This is a genomic window from Magnetofaba australis IT-1, assembly GCF_002109495.1.
GTDB classification, from domain to species: Bacteria; Pseudomonadota; Magnetococcia; order Magnetococcales; family Magnetococcaceae; genus Magnetofaba; species Magnetofaba australis.
The window spans coordinates 478,092-492,945 of the sequence record NZ_LVJN01000018.1 but is presented as its reverse complement, the minus strand read 5'-3'; the positions used below and the strand labels follow the sequence as shown (position 1 = coordinate 492,945).

The following is a 14,854-nucleotide window of genomic DNA, read 5'->3' as shown; positions in this document are numbered from 1 at the left end:
CCAGCGGAGTGGTCTGCAGTCAAATTCCCGCCAGGGCTTTGACGATACGGGCGCGATCCTCCCGTCCCTGGTCGGCGTCGCTATCGATGAGGGCGCGGATCATGCCCAGATGCTGGATCAACACCCCGCGCACCGAAGCGCCCAAGCGGCCCACGCGCTGGGCGGCGGCGTAGAAGCCATCGCGGCCGATGCGGCAGAAATTGCTCAACTCCTCATGACCATATAGACGCGCTTCCAGCGCCAGTTGGTCCAGGGTGGCGGCGATGTCACTGAGCGCCAGCAGGGAGGACTCGCCCCCGCGCAGGCGTCCGTTGAGCTGCTCCAAACGCTCCACAAACTGTAGAATTTCCTGGGTGTGGATGGGGGTGCTGAAGTCACTGCCCCACTCGGTTTGCGCGTCGCTAGTGACCACGGCCACGGGGGTGGTTTTCATCGGCGTAAACATGTGCGTCTCCTCACAGCATGCAATCGTGCAAGTACTCTGATTGACGCCTTACAAAAACCGCGCCAGCGTTTGCGCTGAGGAGTTTGAGTGGCCAGTTACGTATTGGAGATCGACGTGGCGCGCGCCATCACCGTCACGGTGGGCGCACTGGGGGAGGTGCGCTTGAGGCGTGGTCGGCATCTCTACGTGGGATCGGCGAAAAAGGCGTGGAATCAACGCATTGCCCGGCATATGGCGCGCACCAAAAAGCTGCGCTGGCATGCGGACTACATCACCACCCACAGCGATGTGCGGGTGACCCAGGCGTGGATTAGCCCGGTGGATCAGGAGTGCGACACCGCGCAGGCGTTGATGGCGCCCGAGGTCGGCGCGCAACCGGCGTGGCCGCGTTTGGGCGCATCCGATTGCCATTGTGCGGCGCATCTGCTGGTGGTGGGGAAAATTCGTCCCATCCGCACCCTGCTCAAGCAGCGCGGATTTGTCGTGTGGCGGCAGTCTATGGTCAGTGCAGGCTAGAACGAGACGCATAAGATAATTAAAGATATCGAGGGCTTTGCCCTCGAGCTCCCAAAGGCCAAACCGTGGGGCGCCGCCCCACGCCCCGCTGGGGGCGCGGCCCCCAGCCCCCGCCGCCGACCAGTCGGCGGCCAATAGTCAGCGCCAGATCCACCTGCATCACGCAAACATTGCTCGTTCTGTGCAGTATTGGTTTTATTGCGGCGAATTAAGCGCGACGCATCATGGAGCGCCAGCGCGACCATGCCAGGGTGATGGTCACCAGCGCCTCCACCAGCGGCGGCCCGACGATCAGGGCCGGATCGTACCCCGCCATGGGGTAGAATAGCGGCAGGGTGGCGCCGCCGATCTCCATCACCCGCATGGCGGTGGGCAATAAGCCATACAGCACCAGCAGATAGAGCATCGTAGTCAGGTCGGGCCGCTTGGCGGCGGTGTTCATATGCAGCATCTGCATCAGGGCGATGTCGCGGGTCATGAACAGGAATGCGGCGATGAGCGCCCACTTCACATGCACCTCTTCCCCCTCCCCCACATGGATGATGGAGGAGGCGACCAGATCCACGCTCAATGGCATGAACAGCAGCGCCAGCAGCAGCCCCATGCTCACGCCGTAGGTGATCCACCACAGCGGCAGAGCGTGGAAAAACGGCTTCCACTGCGCCCGCCGGGCATGGTGTAGGGTCAGGCGATAGGCCATCAGATCGCGCGATTCGGCGATGGCCGCGTAGTAGGTCAAGGCCATGGCCAGCGGCAGGCAGAAGGCGACGCGGGCGATAAGGTTGTCGTATTCGCTCAAACTGTCGGTAACGTTGACGAAGCCCGCCCCATAGCCGAACAGAAACGTCAGAAACAGCGCCCAGGCCAGCGGCGCGCGCGGTGTTTGCAACTCCTCGCCCATCACCCGCACGATAGCCAGCACAGTCCAGGCGAAAAAGGTCCACACGCTCAATAACAGGAATTTGGCCAGCGACAATTCGCGCCCATACCACAACACCTGGCGCTCCGCCTCCAACGGCGTGTAGAGCAGGTAGATCACGCCGAAAAAGAACGGCGCCAGCAGCAGCAGCCCCAACACCTGAAAGCCGGAGACGCGGCGGCGATTGATGCGCCGACGTTTGGTCACCGAGACGATGCTCACCAGCAGACTCATGGCGTGGCTCAGTGCGCCGCACCCCAGCGCCCAGCCGATGATCTGCCACGCCCGTTCCTGGGGAAAAAAGGGGAAATGGCGTTGCAGCGCAACCACAAACAGCAGCAGACAGATGATCGCCCCATACCAGACGAAAATGGTCGAGCCGGTCAGCTTGGACCAGGTCATGGACCACGGCGAGAGCACTGACATGCGTTGACTGTCCCAGGTGCGATCCAGCACCTCCTGGGAGACCGCCTCCCCCGCCAGGCGCGTGCCCCACAGGAAGATCAGCACGCCAAAGCCCGCCAACGCCGCATCGCGCGGATTCCACACGCTCTGATAGTCGCGGGTCACCCAGGTCAGATAGAACAGTCCCGCCAACACCAGCGGCATGGCGACAATGCGATGGGGCGTCAGTTCGGTCCACAGATAGCGGCGGAATTCCGGGTTCAGAGCGAACATGCGCCTACTCCTCCACCGACCAGCGCGGCGCATCCGCATTGCGGATGCCGCGCATATAGGCGTCGGAAAGATGCAGTTTCTCTTCGCTCAGACAGCACACCGGAAAGCCGTTCTCCAGCAGATCGCGCAACAGCGCATGCTGTTCGGCGCGGCCGCCATGGAACAGGAAGGTCACCGCGTCCTCATGGGACTCCAGCCCCTCCACGTGGCGATCCTGCGCCAAACGCTCGGCCAGATCGGGGCGGGGTTCGGCCAGGGACAGGCGCAAGCGGCGCTCATAGTGATCGTCGTTCTCGGTGATCTGCTGTAGATGGATGTGGCGGCTGTCGCGCAGAATCAACAGGTGGGTGGAGTACTCCTCCAACTCGGCCAGAATGTGTGAGGAGACCAGCAGGGTCATGCCGTAGTCGCGCAGCTCCAACAGCAGTTGCGACAGATTGCGCCGCGCCTCCGGGTCCAGACCCGAGGCCGGTTCGTCCAGCAGCAGCACTTCCGGCTCGTGCACGATGGCTTGGCCGATAGCCAACCGCTGACGCATGCCGCGCGAGAGCTGACCGGCGCGGGCGTTGCAGTGGTTCTGCAGGCCCAGGCGGTGAATCGCCCCTTCACACAACTGCGCGGCTTGCGGCTCGCGCACGCCATGGGCGCGGGCGGCGTGGGAGAGACATTGATAGACCGTCAGATCGTCATACAGCCCGAAAAAATCCGCCAGATAGCCGATGCGCCGATGACACAGGCGCGGCGCCGCCACTACGTCCACCCCGGCCACCCGCAAGCGTCCGGAAAAGGGCGTATGCAGCGCCGCCAAACAGCGCATCAGGGTGGTTTTGCCCACCCCGTTGGCCCCGGTCAACGCGGTGATGCTCTGACGCGGCAGGGTGAAGCTGATGTTGTCGAGCACCCGTTTGCCGGGATACTCAAACACCAGGTTCTCCACCACCACCATGGGCTCATGCGCCGCCTTGTCCGGCGTCAAAAGCGGCGCAGGGGCGTCGGCGGGCAGGGCCTCGTCGGGCATCTGTTGGGCAGTGTCGTTCATATCGCGACCGGACGCTGTTTTGCTCAAACGTTTATCGTGGGCAATGGAATCCCCTCAGTGATAACAAATTTCAACGATTTCCGATAGCGTTGCGGTTTTCAGCCCGCGTTGGCGCCTGCGGGCGGTTCATCCGCATAGTCGATGCCCAGCGCCGTGAGATGCGCGCGCATCACTTCCCAGGCTTGCGCCATGGCCTCCGCCTCCACCCCGCGCACCCCCAGTTCGATACATTGCGCCCCCCACATGGGCAGACTGGTGAACTCCAGTTGCGGAAAGCGCGCCGCCCACGCCTCCATGGGCGCCACCAGGGCGCTCTCGCCCAACCCCGCTATCCACAGGACGCGGCTATTCATGGCGGCGGCGCGCAGTGGTCGATTGAGCAGCGCCTCCAGAGTCCACTCCAGCATCGGTTGCGCCATCTGCGGAAAGCCCGGGTAGAAGTAGTGATTGCGGATATGAAATCCAGGAATCTGGTTGATGGGGTTGGGAATCACCCCGCTGCCGACAGGAAACTCGGTCATGCGGATGCGCGTAGGATAGGCTTCCGCGCCGAAGCGTCTTTCCAGCATCGCCACTGCTTCGGGATGGCGCGCCAGCTCCAGCCCCAACGCCTGCGCCGCGCACTGCCGGGTGCGGTCATCCGGGGTGCCGCCAATGCCGCCGAAACAGAACGTCGTCACCCCACTGGCGAAACTATTTTCCAGCACAGCGCGCAACTCTTTCGCCGCATCGGTAACATACTGCACGCGCAGCAGGCGCATGCCGCGCTGTGGCAACTGCTGCGCCAGCCAGGGGAAATGGGCGTCCACACGCGTCCCGGTGAGGATCTCATCGCCGATAATCAAAGCGGATGCGGGTTGAATTTCCTGCATAATTCCCCTCATTTGCGCGAATTGCGCCGCCACACGATTTTCACACAGGTTTCGTAGTCCATTTACCGCATTTTTGTAATTAATATTTTCAATGCGTTACACAACGGAATTTCCACGATTATCAATTGACCGGCGCCAAGCCTTGGTGCTTAATAGCGGTAAGTTTGACCGATATTGACGTCAGCACAGGAGTGGGCTTGGCGGCGGGAATCGTCATCCAAGGCGCCATCGCGTATCGGGCAAGGAGATTCTCAGTCGCGACGGTTATTGGCCTGTTCACGGATACTGGAATAAGTGTGCTCTAACGGTCAACCGCCGTGGGCGCGCAATGAATCACGACAATCAAGGATCGCGTTATGAAAAAACATCTGAATCGTGCATTGATGATGGCTGCGGCCCTGGCCGTTTCCGGCTTGGCCGCCAACGCCGCCCAGGCGGAAGGCATGGGTGCCCCGGTCGCGGGCCACCACAGCTTCGGCGGCTGGGAGCAGTGGCACCCGCAGGTGGGCCCCACCGCGCTGTCGGCTGCTGGCACCCAGGTCTACTTCTCCATGGGCGATGACAAAGACAGCGACATGGATGGCGTGTTTGACCGCCTGGACAAGTGCCCCGGCACCAAGTATGGCGTGAAAGTGGACGCCACCGGCTGCCCCATGGACAGCGACATGGATGGCGTGCCCGATATGGATGACAAGTGCCCCGGCACCCCCTACGGCGCCAAAGTCAACAGCGTCGGCTGTGAGCTCGATAGCGACGGCGACGGCGTGGTCGACTCCAAAGACAAGTGCCCCGGCACCATGTATGGCGCCAAAGTCGACGCCAAAGGCTGCGAGCTGGATGACGACATGGATGGCGTGGTCAACTCCAAAGACAAGTGCCCCGGCACCATCTACGGCGCCAAAGTCGATGCCAAAGGCTGTGAGCTGGATGACGACATGGACGGCGTGGTCAACTCCAAAGACAAGTGCCCCGGCACCCCCAAAGGCGCCAAGGTTGACGCCCAGGGCTGCTGGAAGATCGACGGCGTGATGTTTGATAGCGACAAAGCCGTGATCAAGTCTGAATTCGCCGGCATGCTGGACAAAGTCGCCGCCATGCTGATCCGCGGCGACCTGATGGTGGAGATTCAGGGCCACACCGACAGCCGCGCTTCGGAAACCTACAACATGAAGCTCTCCAGCAAGCGCGCCCAAGCGGTGATGGAGTACCTGGTGAGCAAAGGCGTGAGCGCCGGCAAGCTGACCGCCAAGGGCTACGGCGAGAGCAACCCGGTGGCCAGCAACATGAACAAAGCGGGCCGCGCCCTCAACCGTCGCGTGGTGCTGGACGTCAAATAATCCAGACCGCTTGATCGGTTAGCAGGACAAAAGGGCGGGATGCCAAGCATCCCGCCCTTTTTATTTGCCTTTGCGCCAAGAGCTGAGAAGCCCCGCCCTATGCGAGCACACGATAGCGCTATAGCCGCTTGAATCCAGAATGACACAAATCCAAAGCGCTCAATGTTTGCGTGACACTGGTTGGTCTTGCGCTGACTATGGGACAAATTTCCAGAGGAAATTTGGCGGGATTGATTCGGGCCATCCATGGCCCTCACCCTGCGGGCTCGCTGCGCGAGTCCGATTTGGCCATCCTGCCAAATCGTCATAGGGTCTGTGACCCTTAAGCGGGTGTGGGCAGCGCCCACGGTTTGGATTTTGATCTTGGGAGCTCGAGGGCGTAGCCCTCGATATCTTTCAGCGCCCATATGTGCACTTTATGAATGCGAGCGACTATATTGGCCGCCGACAGGTCGGCGGCGGGGTGTGGGGCAGAGCCCCACGGTGTGGGTTTTGGGAGCTCGAGGGCGGAGCCCTCGATATCTTCCAACACCCCTGTGTTCACTCTTGAATGCGAGCGACTATATTGAGTTCAGCAGCGCCTCATAGGCGGCGAATACCCGTTGCGGCGCACACGACATGGCCGCCTGTCGGCGCGTCTGCCGCGCGTCATCCCGCTGCTGTTCATCCCATGACTGCTCGGCTTGCAGCAACTGCGCGCAGCTCTGCGCCAGCGCCTCGGGGGTGATCTTCTGCGGCAGCGTCCGCCCGATACGCGCATCCCCGCCAATCAGCGCCGCCGAGCCCGCCCCCTCGCCCACCGCTACCGGCAAGCCCATGAACAGCGCCTCGGCGGTCACCGCGCCAAAGGTGTCCAATAGCGTCGGCAGAACCAGCAGATCGGCGGCGGCGTAGCAGGCGGCCACATCATCCACGCCGCCAAGAAAATGGACCCGCTCGGCCACGCCCCACTCCTGCGCCAACGCCTGCATGGGACGCTGTAATTTCTTATCCCGCCCCGCCACCAACAGATGCGTCAGCGGCGCCTGGGCCAGGGCTGCGATGGTCAGCCCCAGCCGTTTGATGCGAAATCCCGACCCCACATGCAGCCACACCGGATCAGACTCCGCCAATCCCCACGTTGCGCGCGCCTGTTGCCGCGTCGGCGGGTTGTCGAAGCGGGAGAAGTCCAACGCCGGGGGGATGATGGCGAATCGTTCCGGAGGGATGGGGTAATACTCCCGCCACTGCGCCGCGCCGCTGGGGGCCAGGGTGATAATGCGCGTGCGCCCGGTACGGGCGTCCTCGGCAATGCGCCGCTCCACCCCATTGATCACACCGTGCAGCGGATTGATGCGCCGCGACAGGGCGTCGCGCCAACCGCCCTGCTGGGCGCGTAGGGCCAACCAACTGCGGTGACAGGCGCTGCCTGCGCGGTAGAGGTCGGCGCCGGGGGCGCGCTCGAAGGCGATCACCCGATCATACTCGCCACCATGCTGTTGCAAGTGCGCGGAAACGCCGCGGGCAAACGACCACACTTTAAGCCAGGACGCTCCGGAGATGAACGGAACGGTGACGCTGCGTGCGCCGTCAGGCAGTTCCCCGCGCCAGCGCGCGCAGATGAGCGTCACGGCGTGCCCCTGATCCAACAGATGACGCGCCAACAGCGCCGCTTGCCGCTCAAAGCCGCCAAAGGGGTTGTAACGCATAAGCACCAGGGCGATGCGCATGGCGGATTGGCTCCCTACGGGCAGACGCCCAGATCCACATGGCGGGCGATGGTCCAGATATCGGTCTGTTCACACACTTCGATGCGCTCGGCGATGCCCGCCTCTTGCCACAGCGGTTGCAACATACGGTAGGAGTGGGTGGTGATGGCGTACTGTCCCACCTCCGTGGCGAATAACTGTTTGAGGCGCGGCGCCGACTCCGGGTACATGCGATGGAATGAAGCGTCCCAATAGGCGGGCAGGCGCTCCCAGGCAAACGCGCGCTGCAAACGGAACAGCGCCATATTGGTCTTCAGGTCCAGCGCCGTCAGATTCGGCGCAGCGGCCAGAGCGGGCTCCAAGGCCAGCATGCGATCCCGCAATCCGACGCGTTCGCTCCAGCGCCGCAGATCATTGCGTGTATCCAGCCAGCACCACACCACCAGCACGGTCAGAAAACCCAGCGCCACGCGCCGTGACCGCGCCGACCAGCCCGCCGCGCGCACCCGCTTCCACACCGGCCCAAACGCCAGCCACAGAAACAGCATCCACAGGAACACCAGAAAATAGCGCTCCTCAATGAGCAGCGAGCGCAGCACGTATTTGATCACCGCCACCACATTAGACAGGTCGGTTTTGTCCGCTTTGATGGCTGAGGGAATCCCGGCGACGTAATAGAGCAGAAACGGCGCGATAAACAGCAGCTCCATCACCCCGCGATGGGCCGCATCCCATCGGCGCAAGCCGTCGAACAGGGGTCGGTGTGCGGCCCAGGCGGTAAAGAACACGCCGCCCGCAATAGCCAGCAGAAACAGGGGCCGCGAGGGGAACAGCAGCGTGGCGGCGGCCACTTGGGAGTCGTGGTGGAAGGCGTAGACCATATACAGGGTGGCGGGAATCGCCAGCACCAGACTCTCACGGGGCCGATCACGCAGGGCCAGAATAAACGCGGCGATGAGCATGAAGACGGTGAAGTCCTCGCGCCACAGCAGACCAAACGCCGATAGCGGCAGCAGCCATTTGAGCTGCGGGCGCCACTCGAAGGCGGTGAGGAACAGCAGCGCCGCCGGAACCCAACCCACGAACGGACCAAACTCATACAGCATCAGCGGCATGAAGGATGGCAGCAGCAGCCCCACCAGCACAAACAGCCGTCCAGTAGCCACGTCGCGGGTGAGAGCGATCAAACGCTGCCCCATCCACCACAGAACGCCCACATTGAGCAGAAAGTAGAATACCAACAGCCCCGCCTCGCCGCCGCCCCAGCGATAGACATACGGCAACAGGTGGATGGCCGGACTCAGGTGCAGCGAGCCGCTGTCATCATTGACCGGATGCCCCTCAATGGCGAAGAACCCCAGCATGGAGTTGCCATTGGTGTTGACGTGCAGCGGGCGATGGTCGTCGCCAATAATCCGCAAGTGCGTGGGCAGGTAATCGATATCGTCAAACGAGAGCGAATCGCGCTTGATCTGATAGAGCCACAACGAACAGGCCAGCACCGCCAGCGCCACCAAGGGAACCGCCCAGTTGAGCGCAAAGGTCCATCCTGTAGCAGGTGGTGAAGACGCCGAATGCGCCTTGGCGGAACAGCCCAGATTGTCCATGCAAGCCCTTGTGTCAGCAGAGTGCGCGCCACGGGCGCCAGATCAATAAAGAGGTGGGGAAAATCGCTCCAAAGTATTGGGCGCCGCCCCGTCGCTGTCAAGTTGAGCCCCGTCCACTCTGCGCCGCCAACGGCATGTGGTCTGCATGCAGCAACGGCGTTGCCCCCTGGCGTGGCAAACGCCCATGCGCGGCGCGCCACACGCTGCTATGATGCCGCATCCGTTTCCCTTCAGCTTTGAGCCGGTCCATGTCACTGCAACCCGTCAACACCGTCGACAACAAGGCGCTGTTCCTGCGCTTCAAGGATGAGGTGTGGCCCTATCGCTGGCTGCTGCTGCCGGCCATGGTCGCCATGATGGTGATGGCGGGCACCAACGGCGCCATCGCCTATATGGTGCAGCCGATTCTCGATGACCTGTTCATCAAACAGGATCGGCAGATGCTGCTCATCGTGCCCATGGTGATTCTGGCCATCTTCCTGGTGCGCGGCGCCGCCTACTTTGTGCAGACCTATCTGATGGAGTATGTGGGATTGCGCGTGGTGCGCTCCATGCAAGTGCGCCTGTACAACCACCTGCTCGCGTTGGATATGGCGCAGGTGTTGGGCAACGCCACCGGCGGCTACATCTCGCGCATCATCAGCGACACCAATCTGCTCAAGTCCGCCGCCTCATCAGTGATCGCCAACATCTTCCGCGAAGGTTTCACCGTCATCGTGCTGCTGGGCATGGTGTTCTATCAGAACTTCGAACTGGCGCTGGTCTCGGCCATCGGCCTGCCCGCCGCCGGCTTCCTCATCTACCGCTTTGGCCGCCGCATGCGCAAACTCTCGCGCATTCGTCAGGAGCGCATGGAGAGCGTGGTCTCCCATCTGGAGCAGACCATCAGCGGTCTGCGCGTGGTGCGCGCCTTCAATATGGAGCCTCGCGAGCGCGCCGAATTCCGCCACATCACCAAAGCGGTGTTCGCCATCCAGAAGAAGGCGATCTTCGTGCGCGCGGTCTCCAACCCCTCCATGGACATCATTGCCGGGCTGGTGATCTTTGGCGTCATCACCTATGCGGGCAACGCCATCATCGAAGGGCAGACCACCACCGGGGCGTTCTTCTCGTTTCTCACCGCGCTGATCATGGCCTACACCCCCATCAAGCGCTTCACCAGTTTGAACAATGCGCTACAGGAGAGTTTGGCGGCGGCGCGGCGGGTGTTTGAATTCCTCGACATCCCCCCCACCATCGTCTCGCCCCCAGCCCCCCGAGAGACCCCCGCCGTCACCCAAGGGGTGAATTTCAACAACGTCACCTTCCGCTATGCGCCGGACCTACCGCCGGTGCTGCGCGACTTGAACCTCAGCGTGCGTGCGGGCGAGCGCATCGCCCTGGTGGGACAGAGCGGCAGCGGCAAGTCCACCCTGGTGAACCTGCTGCCGCGCTTCTACGACGTCACCGAGGGCGCCATCGAGATCGACGGCGTGGATATCCGCGATATCTCCATGCGCGGGTTGCGCTCGCGCATCTCCATGGTCACCCAGGAGGTGATCCTGTTTAATGACAGCGTGCGCAATAATATCGCCTATGGCGGCGGCTCCGACGATCCGGACAAAATCCGCCAGGCCGCCGCCGACGCCAATGCGCTGGAGTTCATCGAGAAACTACCCGAGGGCTTCGATACGGTGATCGGCGATCGCGGGGTCAAACTCTCCGGCGGCCAGCGCCAACGCCTCTCCATCGCCCGCTCCATCCTCAAGGACTCGCCCATACTGATCCTCGACGAGGCCACCAGCGCCCTGGACACCGAGTCCGAACGACTGGTGCAGCAGGCGCTGGATCGCCTGATGGAGGGGCGCACCACCCTGGTGATCGCCCACCGTCTCTCCACCATTCAGAACGCCGACCGCATTCTGGTGCTGCGCAATGGCGTCATTGTGGAGATGGGCAGCCACGCCGTACTGCTGGAAAAAGGCGGCGAATACGCCCGCCTGCACGCCATCCAATTCCACAATGAGGAGCCTATCGGAAATTAAGCCGCATTTTGAGCTTTTCCGCACGCTGACCTTTGACGAATCGACCGGAAGCGGCTAGAAGAGTGGCGCGCACGTGCGTGCGCTCCCCTATTCGCTTGTGTTAAGGACTTCCCTGTGTCTGATTCTGATATTACCAAACTGCGCAACATCGCCATCATCGCCCACGTTGACCACGGCAAGACCACCCTGGTGGACAAGCTGCTGCAACAGTCCGGCACCCTTGAGAGCCGCGGCGAGGCGCAGGACCGTGTGATGGACTCCAACGCGCTGGAAAAAGAGCGCGGCATCACCATTCTGGCCAAGAACACCGCCATCCGTTGGAACGGCTACCGCATCAACATCGTCGATACCCCGGGCCACGCCGACTTCGGCGGCGAGGTGGAGCGCGTGCTCTCCATGGTGGATTCGGTGCTGCTGCTGGTGGATGCGGTGGAGGGCCCCATGCCGCAGACCCGCTTTGTGACGCAGAAGGCGTTCGAACAGGGTCTCAAGCCCATCGTGGTGGTCAACAAGATCGACCGCGACGGCGCCCGCCCCGACTGGGTGTATGATCAAACCTTCGAGCTGTTCGACCGCCTCGGCGGCACCGATGAGCAGTTGGACTTCCCCATCATCTACGCCTCGGCCATCAACGGTCAGTCCGGCCTGGAGCCCACCGGGCTCAAGGACAGCATGGACCCGCTGTTCACCGCCATCATCGAACACTGCCCCTATCCCGACGTGGAGATGGACGAGCCGTTCCAGATGCGCGTTTCGGCGCTGGACTACAGCAGCTATGTAGGTCTGATCGGCATTGGCCGCATTCAGCGCGGCGCCATCTCGCCCAACAAGCCGGTCACCATCGTCACCCCGGAAGGGGTGCACCGTCATGGCCGCATGCTCAAGCTGTTCGGCTATCTGGGTCTGGACAAGGTGGAGATGGAGCAGGCGCAAGCGGGCGACATCATCGCCTTTACCGGCATCGACGGCCTGGGCATCTCCGACACCCTGTGCCACCCGGACCACGTCGAAGCTCTCCCCGCGCTGAGCGTGGATGAGCCCACCGTCTCCATGACCTTCCAGGTCAACACCTCGCCGCTGGCGGGCAAAGAGGGCAAGTTCGTCACTTCCCGCCAAATCCGCGACCGTCTGATGCGCGAGTTGGAGCACAACGTGGCTCTGCGCGTGGAGGAGACCGACGACGCCGACAAATTCCGCGTCTCCGGTCGGGGCGAGTTGCACCTGGGCATTCTCATCGAGAATATGCGCCGCGAAGGGTTCGAACTCGGCGTGTCACGTCCTGAGGTGATCATCAAGGAGGTGGATGGCCATCTGCAGGAGCCGTGGGAGAACCTCACGGTGGACGTGGAGGAGTCCTCCCAGGGCGCGGTGATGGAAGCCCTTGGCGAGCGCAAGGGCGAACTCAAGGACATGGTCCCCGATGGTCAGGGCCGCGTGCGTCTGGACTATCTGATCCCGGCGCGCGGTTTGATCGGCTTCCTTACGGAATTCCGCACCATGACCCAGGGCAACGGTCTGATGACCCACGTATTTGACCACTATGGTCCGGTGGTGGGTTCGGGCATTGGTCAGCGCAAGAACGGCGTGTTGATCTCCATGGACGATGGCGCGGCGGTGGCCTTCTCGCTGTGGAACCTGCAGGCGCGCGGTCGTCTTTATGTGAGCCCGGGCGAGCCGGTGTATGAAGGCATGATCGTCGGTCTGCACTCCCGCGGCAACGACCTGGTGGTCAACCCTCTGAAGGGTAAGCAGCTCACCAACGTGCGCGCTTCGGGTTCGGATGAGGCGATTCAGCTCACCCCGCCGCAGAAGTTCTCCTTGGAGGAGGCGCTGGAGTTCATCGACGACGATGAATTGGTGGAGGTGACGCCCAAGAGCATTCGTCTGCGCAAGAAGCTGCTGCTGGAGCATGAGCGCAAAAAGGCCTCGCGCGCGCCCAAGTCCTAAGCGGGCTGGCGAGACACATCAAGCGGGCGCGTCCGACAGGGCGCGCCCGCTTTGCGTATGGAGTGAAGGTGTTTGCGGGAAGGAGTGCGGGCCAGGGGTGTCTAATGGGCCGCCGACTGGTCGGCGGCGGGGTCTGGGGGCCGCTGCCCCCAGCGGGGTGTGGGGCGGCGCCCCACGGTTTGGTGGTGGCCGTTTCCCCATTGTACAAGGGCGGAGCAAGCAGGAAGTTTGATCAGGAGCGCCGAACGCGAAGCCAGCTCAGAGGTAAACGGGGAAACGGCAGTGAGCGATCTGTCGGCGGCGCCGACAGGAGCGAATGCCCTAAAAGCCGCCACCTGAGAAAGTCAAAAGTGTTTGCGGAAAGAGGTTATAGGAGTGCTGGCAGAGTATATGATATCAAATCTATTAAGAGACTGTCTCCGAAATTGCCGCAATTCCAGTATGGACTTAATATCATGATAACGAGCGAGCTTGATAACTTTAAAGAGTTTTTCAAAGAGATGAAAAACAAGGTTGAGATTGACTTCTCAGACGAAAAGTGGCACATCAATGGGCGTGTTCCAAACAAACCTGGATGGTATACAATACTCACAAATACACTAATCGACTCATTTGCTGGCCTTTATAAAACAGGAAAACTTCATTGCAACTACACAGACCAATATAACTCCTCAATAGGTTTTAATGAAGCGGGATTATTAATAACGCCAAATGACGACAATGAGCAATACGTCGTTTATTCCGGTGAAGCAAAAAGCCTGAGGGATAGAGCAAAACAACACTACAACGGACACAAAAAAACAGGGTGTCTTGCTCTCATGCAACAGAAATCTCTTCACGCATTTCAATGGGAGTTTGCATACTCAACATGTGAGGAGTTTTACCAGTACTATCAGAATTCTCCTGATCAGATACGCTTCAATGAAAAACGATTACAAATATTCGGAGAACAGGTTTGGCGTAGTATTCATGGCTGGCCAACTTTATGTTCTAAATAATCATGGGTTTCTGGGGTGAGCATTGAAACTGCTTTAATAAAAATTCTCTCCACCTTACTCTGCAAACATTTTTAACTTTCCCCTGCGGCGATTCTTACCGCATTCGCTCCTGTCGGCTGCGCCGACAGATCGCTCACTGCCGTTTCCCCTTTTCCCTTCTTACCGGCTCCACGCTTGGCGCTTCGCCCTTGGTTCCTACTGGCTCGCACTCTCTTCAGTGGGGAAACGGCCAAAGACTACTACCACTGCCACACCGTGGGGCGCCGCCCCACACCCCGCTGGGGGCAGCGGCCCCCAGACCCCGCCACCGACCAGTCGGCGGCCACGTGTTATCCCGTGCGGACATATAGCCTTCCAGCTTGGCGTCAAACTCCGGGAAATAGCACCGGATCACCGTGACGTCAAACCGCGACAGAATCCACTCCTTGAGCTCCCGATCCAGCAAAAACCGAAAGCACGTCTTCATGCATTGCACCGGACCTGCAGCGTTAAACGGCGCCCCTTTATGCGTCTACACCCCATTGATGGCGTGAAACGGAAGAGCCTTGCGTCAGTCTCGCCCAAGGGGCCATTGAGGCCGAGGGGGTGTTGAGGAGAACCGCGCGCAAACTTTATCCGGGCCAGAGGGCGACCAGCCCTCTTCAACAGGCCGGATGCATGAGCGCGACGAAGCCTCACACATCTGTGGATATTTTCTCTTGCCGTAGCGGCGCGGTCCATTCATGGGTTGCGCCCACCGCTTAAATTTTGAGGGTGTTGAGGGCGACGCCCTCAAAATCTTCCA

General features: G+C 61.3%; 11 protein-coding genes. 5 read left to right on the top strand and 6 right to left on the bottom strand.

Translation table 11 applies throughout. The annotated features are described in order from the left end of the window. Nucleotides 1-19: 19 nt before the first annotated feature. Complete coding sequence (locus MAIT1_RS08300) at nt 20-445, bottom strand: hypothetical protein (RefSeq protein WP_085441813.1); 426 nt, start codon at nt 443-445, stop codon at nt 20-22. Nucleotides 446-532: 87 nt separating this feature from the next. On the opposite strand from MAIT1_RS08300, the gene MAIT1_RS08295 reads away from it, so the two are divergent. After that, a complete protein-coding gene (locus MAIT1_RS08295) occupies nt 533-961 on the top strand; it encodes a GIY-YIG nuclease family protein (protein WP_085441812.1) in 429 nt (142 codons plus the stop codon). A 208-nt stretch (nt 962-1,169) separates the two neighbouring features. Here MAIT1_RS08295 and MAIT1_RS08290 read toward each other — a convergent pair whose 3' ends face one another. The 3 genes from MAIT1_RS08290 to MAIT1_RS08280 form a co-directional block, all read right to left on the bottom strand. Then, entirely contained in the window at nt 1,170-2,558 is a 1,389-nt protein-coding gene (locus MAIT1_RS08290) for a hypothetical protein (RefSeq protein ID WP_085441811.1), read from the bottom strand. Nucleotides 2,559-2,562: 4 nt separating this feature from the next. After that, nucleotides 2,563-3,597 (bottom strand): ABC transporter ATP-binding protein, encoded by a 1,035-nt coding sequence (locus MAIT1_RS08285; protein ID WP_198947826.1) that lies wholly within the window; start codon nt 3,595-3,597, stop codon nt 2,563-2,565. A 98-nt stretch (nt 3,598-3,695) separates the two neighbouring features. Continuing rightward, entirely contained in the window at nt 3,696-4,469 is a 774-nt protein-coding gene (locus tag MAIT1_RS08280; RefSeq protein ID WP_158089392.1) for a competence/damage-inducible protein A, read from the bottom strand. A gap of 356 nt (nt 4,470-4,825) precedes the next feature. Here MAIT1_RS08280 and MAIT1_RS08275 point away from each other — a divergent pair, with 356 nt between their 5' ends. After that, complete coding sequence (locus MAIT1_RS08275) at nt 4,826-5,806, top strand: OmpA family protein (RefSeq protein WP_085441809.1); 981 nt, start codon at nt 4,826-4,828, stop codon at nt 5,804-5,806. A gap of 560 nt (nt 5,807-6,366) precedes the next feature. On the opposite strand, the gene MAIT1_RS08270 is transcribed toward MAIT1_RS08275, so the two are convergent. Together MAIT1_RS08270 and MAIT1_RS08265 are read right to left on the bottom strand one after the other, a co-directional pair. After that, the gene (locus MAIT1_RS08270) at nt 6,367-7,515 is read right to left on the bottom strand and encodes a glycosyltransferase family 4 protein (RefSeq protein ID WP_085441808.1); all 1,149 of its coding nucleotides are present in this window, start codon (nt 7,513-7,515) and stop codon (nt 6,367-6,369) included. Nucleotides 7,516-7,529: 14 nt separating this feature from the next. Then, on the bottom strand, nt 7,530-9,101 hold the full coding sequence (locus MAIT1_RS08265; protein WP_143814727.1) for a hypothetical protein: 1,572 nt from the start codon (nt 9,099-9,101) through the stop codon (nt 7,530-7,532). 248 nt (nt 9,102-9,349) lie between these two features. On the opposite strand from MAIT1_RS08265, the gene msbA reads away from it, so the two are divergent. From msbA to MAIT1_RS21495, 3 genes are all read left to right on the top strand, one after another. Beyond that, nucleotides 9,350-11,125 carry a lipid A export permease/ATP-binding protein MsbA gene (msbA, locus tag MAIT1_RS08260; protein ID WP_085441806.1) on the top strand — a complete coding sequence of 592 codons (1,776 nt, stop codon included), beginning with the start codon at nt 9,350-9,352 and terminating at the stop codon, nt 11,123-11,125. A gap of 114 nt (nt 11,126-11,239) precedes the next feature. Then, on the top strand, nt 11,240-13,072 hold the full coding sequence (gene typA, locus MAIT1_RS08255; RefSeq protein WP_241893435.1) for a translational GTPase TypA: 1,833 nt from the start codon (nt 11,240-11,242) through the stop codon (nt 13,070-13,072). A 104-nt stretch (nt 13,073-13,176) separates the two neighbouring features. Then, nucleotides 13,177-14,070, top strand: coding sequence for a hypothetical protein (locus tag MAIT1_RS21495; protein WP_143814726.1), 894 nt, complete (start codon nt 13,177-13,179; stop codon nt 14,068-14,070). Nucleotides 14,071-14,854: the final 784 nt, after the last annotated feature.

Excerpts from the sequence above, each read along its gene's own strand:
- MAIT1_RS08300 (WP_085441813.1), bottom strand. The coding sequence starts at position 445 with ATGTTTACGCCGATGAAAACCACCCCCGTGGCCGTGGTCACTAGCGAC.
- MAIT1_RS08290 (WP_085441811.1), bottom strand. The coding sequence starts at position 2,558 with ATGTTCGCTCTGAACCCGGAATTCCGCCGCTATCTGTGGACCGAACTG.
- MAIT1_RS08285 (WP_198947826.1), bottom strand. The coding sequence starts at position 3,597 with ATGAACGACACTGCCCAACAGATGCCCGACGAGGCCCTGCCCGCCGAC.
- MAIT1_RS08280 (WP_158089392.1), bottom strand. The coding sequence starts at position 4,469 with ATGCAGGAAATTCAACCCGCATCCGCTTTGATTATCGGCGATGAGATC.
- MAIT1_RS08275 (WP_085441809.1), top strand. The coding sequence starts at position 4,826 with ATGAAAAAACATCTGAATCGTGCATTGATGATGGCTGCGGCCCTGGCC.
- MAIT1_RS08270 (WP_085441808.1), bottom strand. The coding sequence starts at position 7,515 with ATGCGCATCGCCCTGGTGCTTATGCGTTACAACCCCTTTGGCGGCTTT.
- MAIT1_RS08265 (WP_143814727.1), bottom strand. The coding sequence starts at position 9,101 with ATGGACAATCTGGGCTGTTCCGCCAAGGCGCATTCGGCGTCTTCACCA.
- msbA (WP_085441806.1), top strand. The coding sequence starts at position 9,350 with ATGTCACTGCAACCCGTCAACACCGTCGACAACAAGGCGCTGTTCCTG.
- MAIT1_RS21495 (WP_143814726.1), top strand. The coding sequence starts at position 13,177 with ATGGGCCGCCGACTGGTCGGCGGCGGGGTCTGGGGGCCGCTGCCCCCA.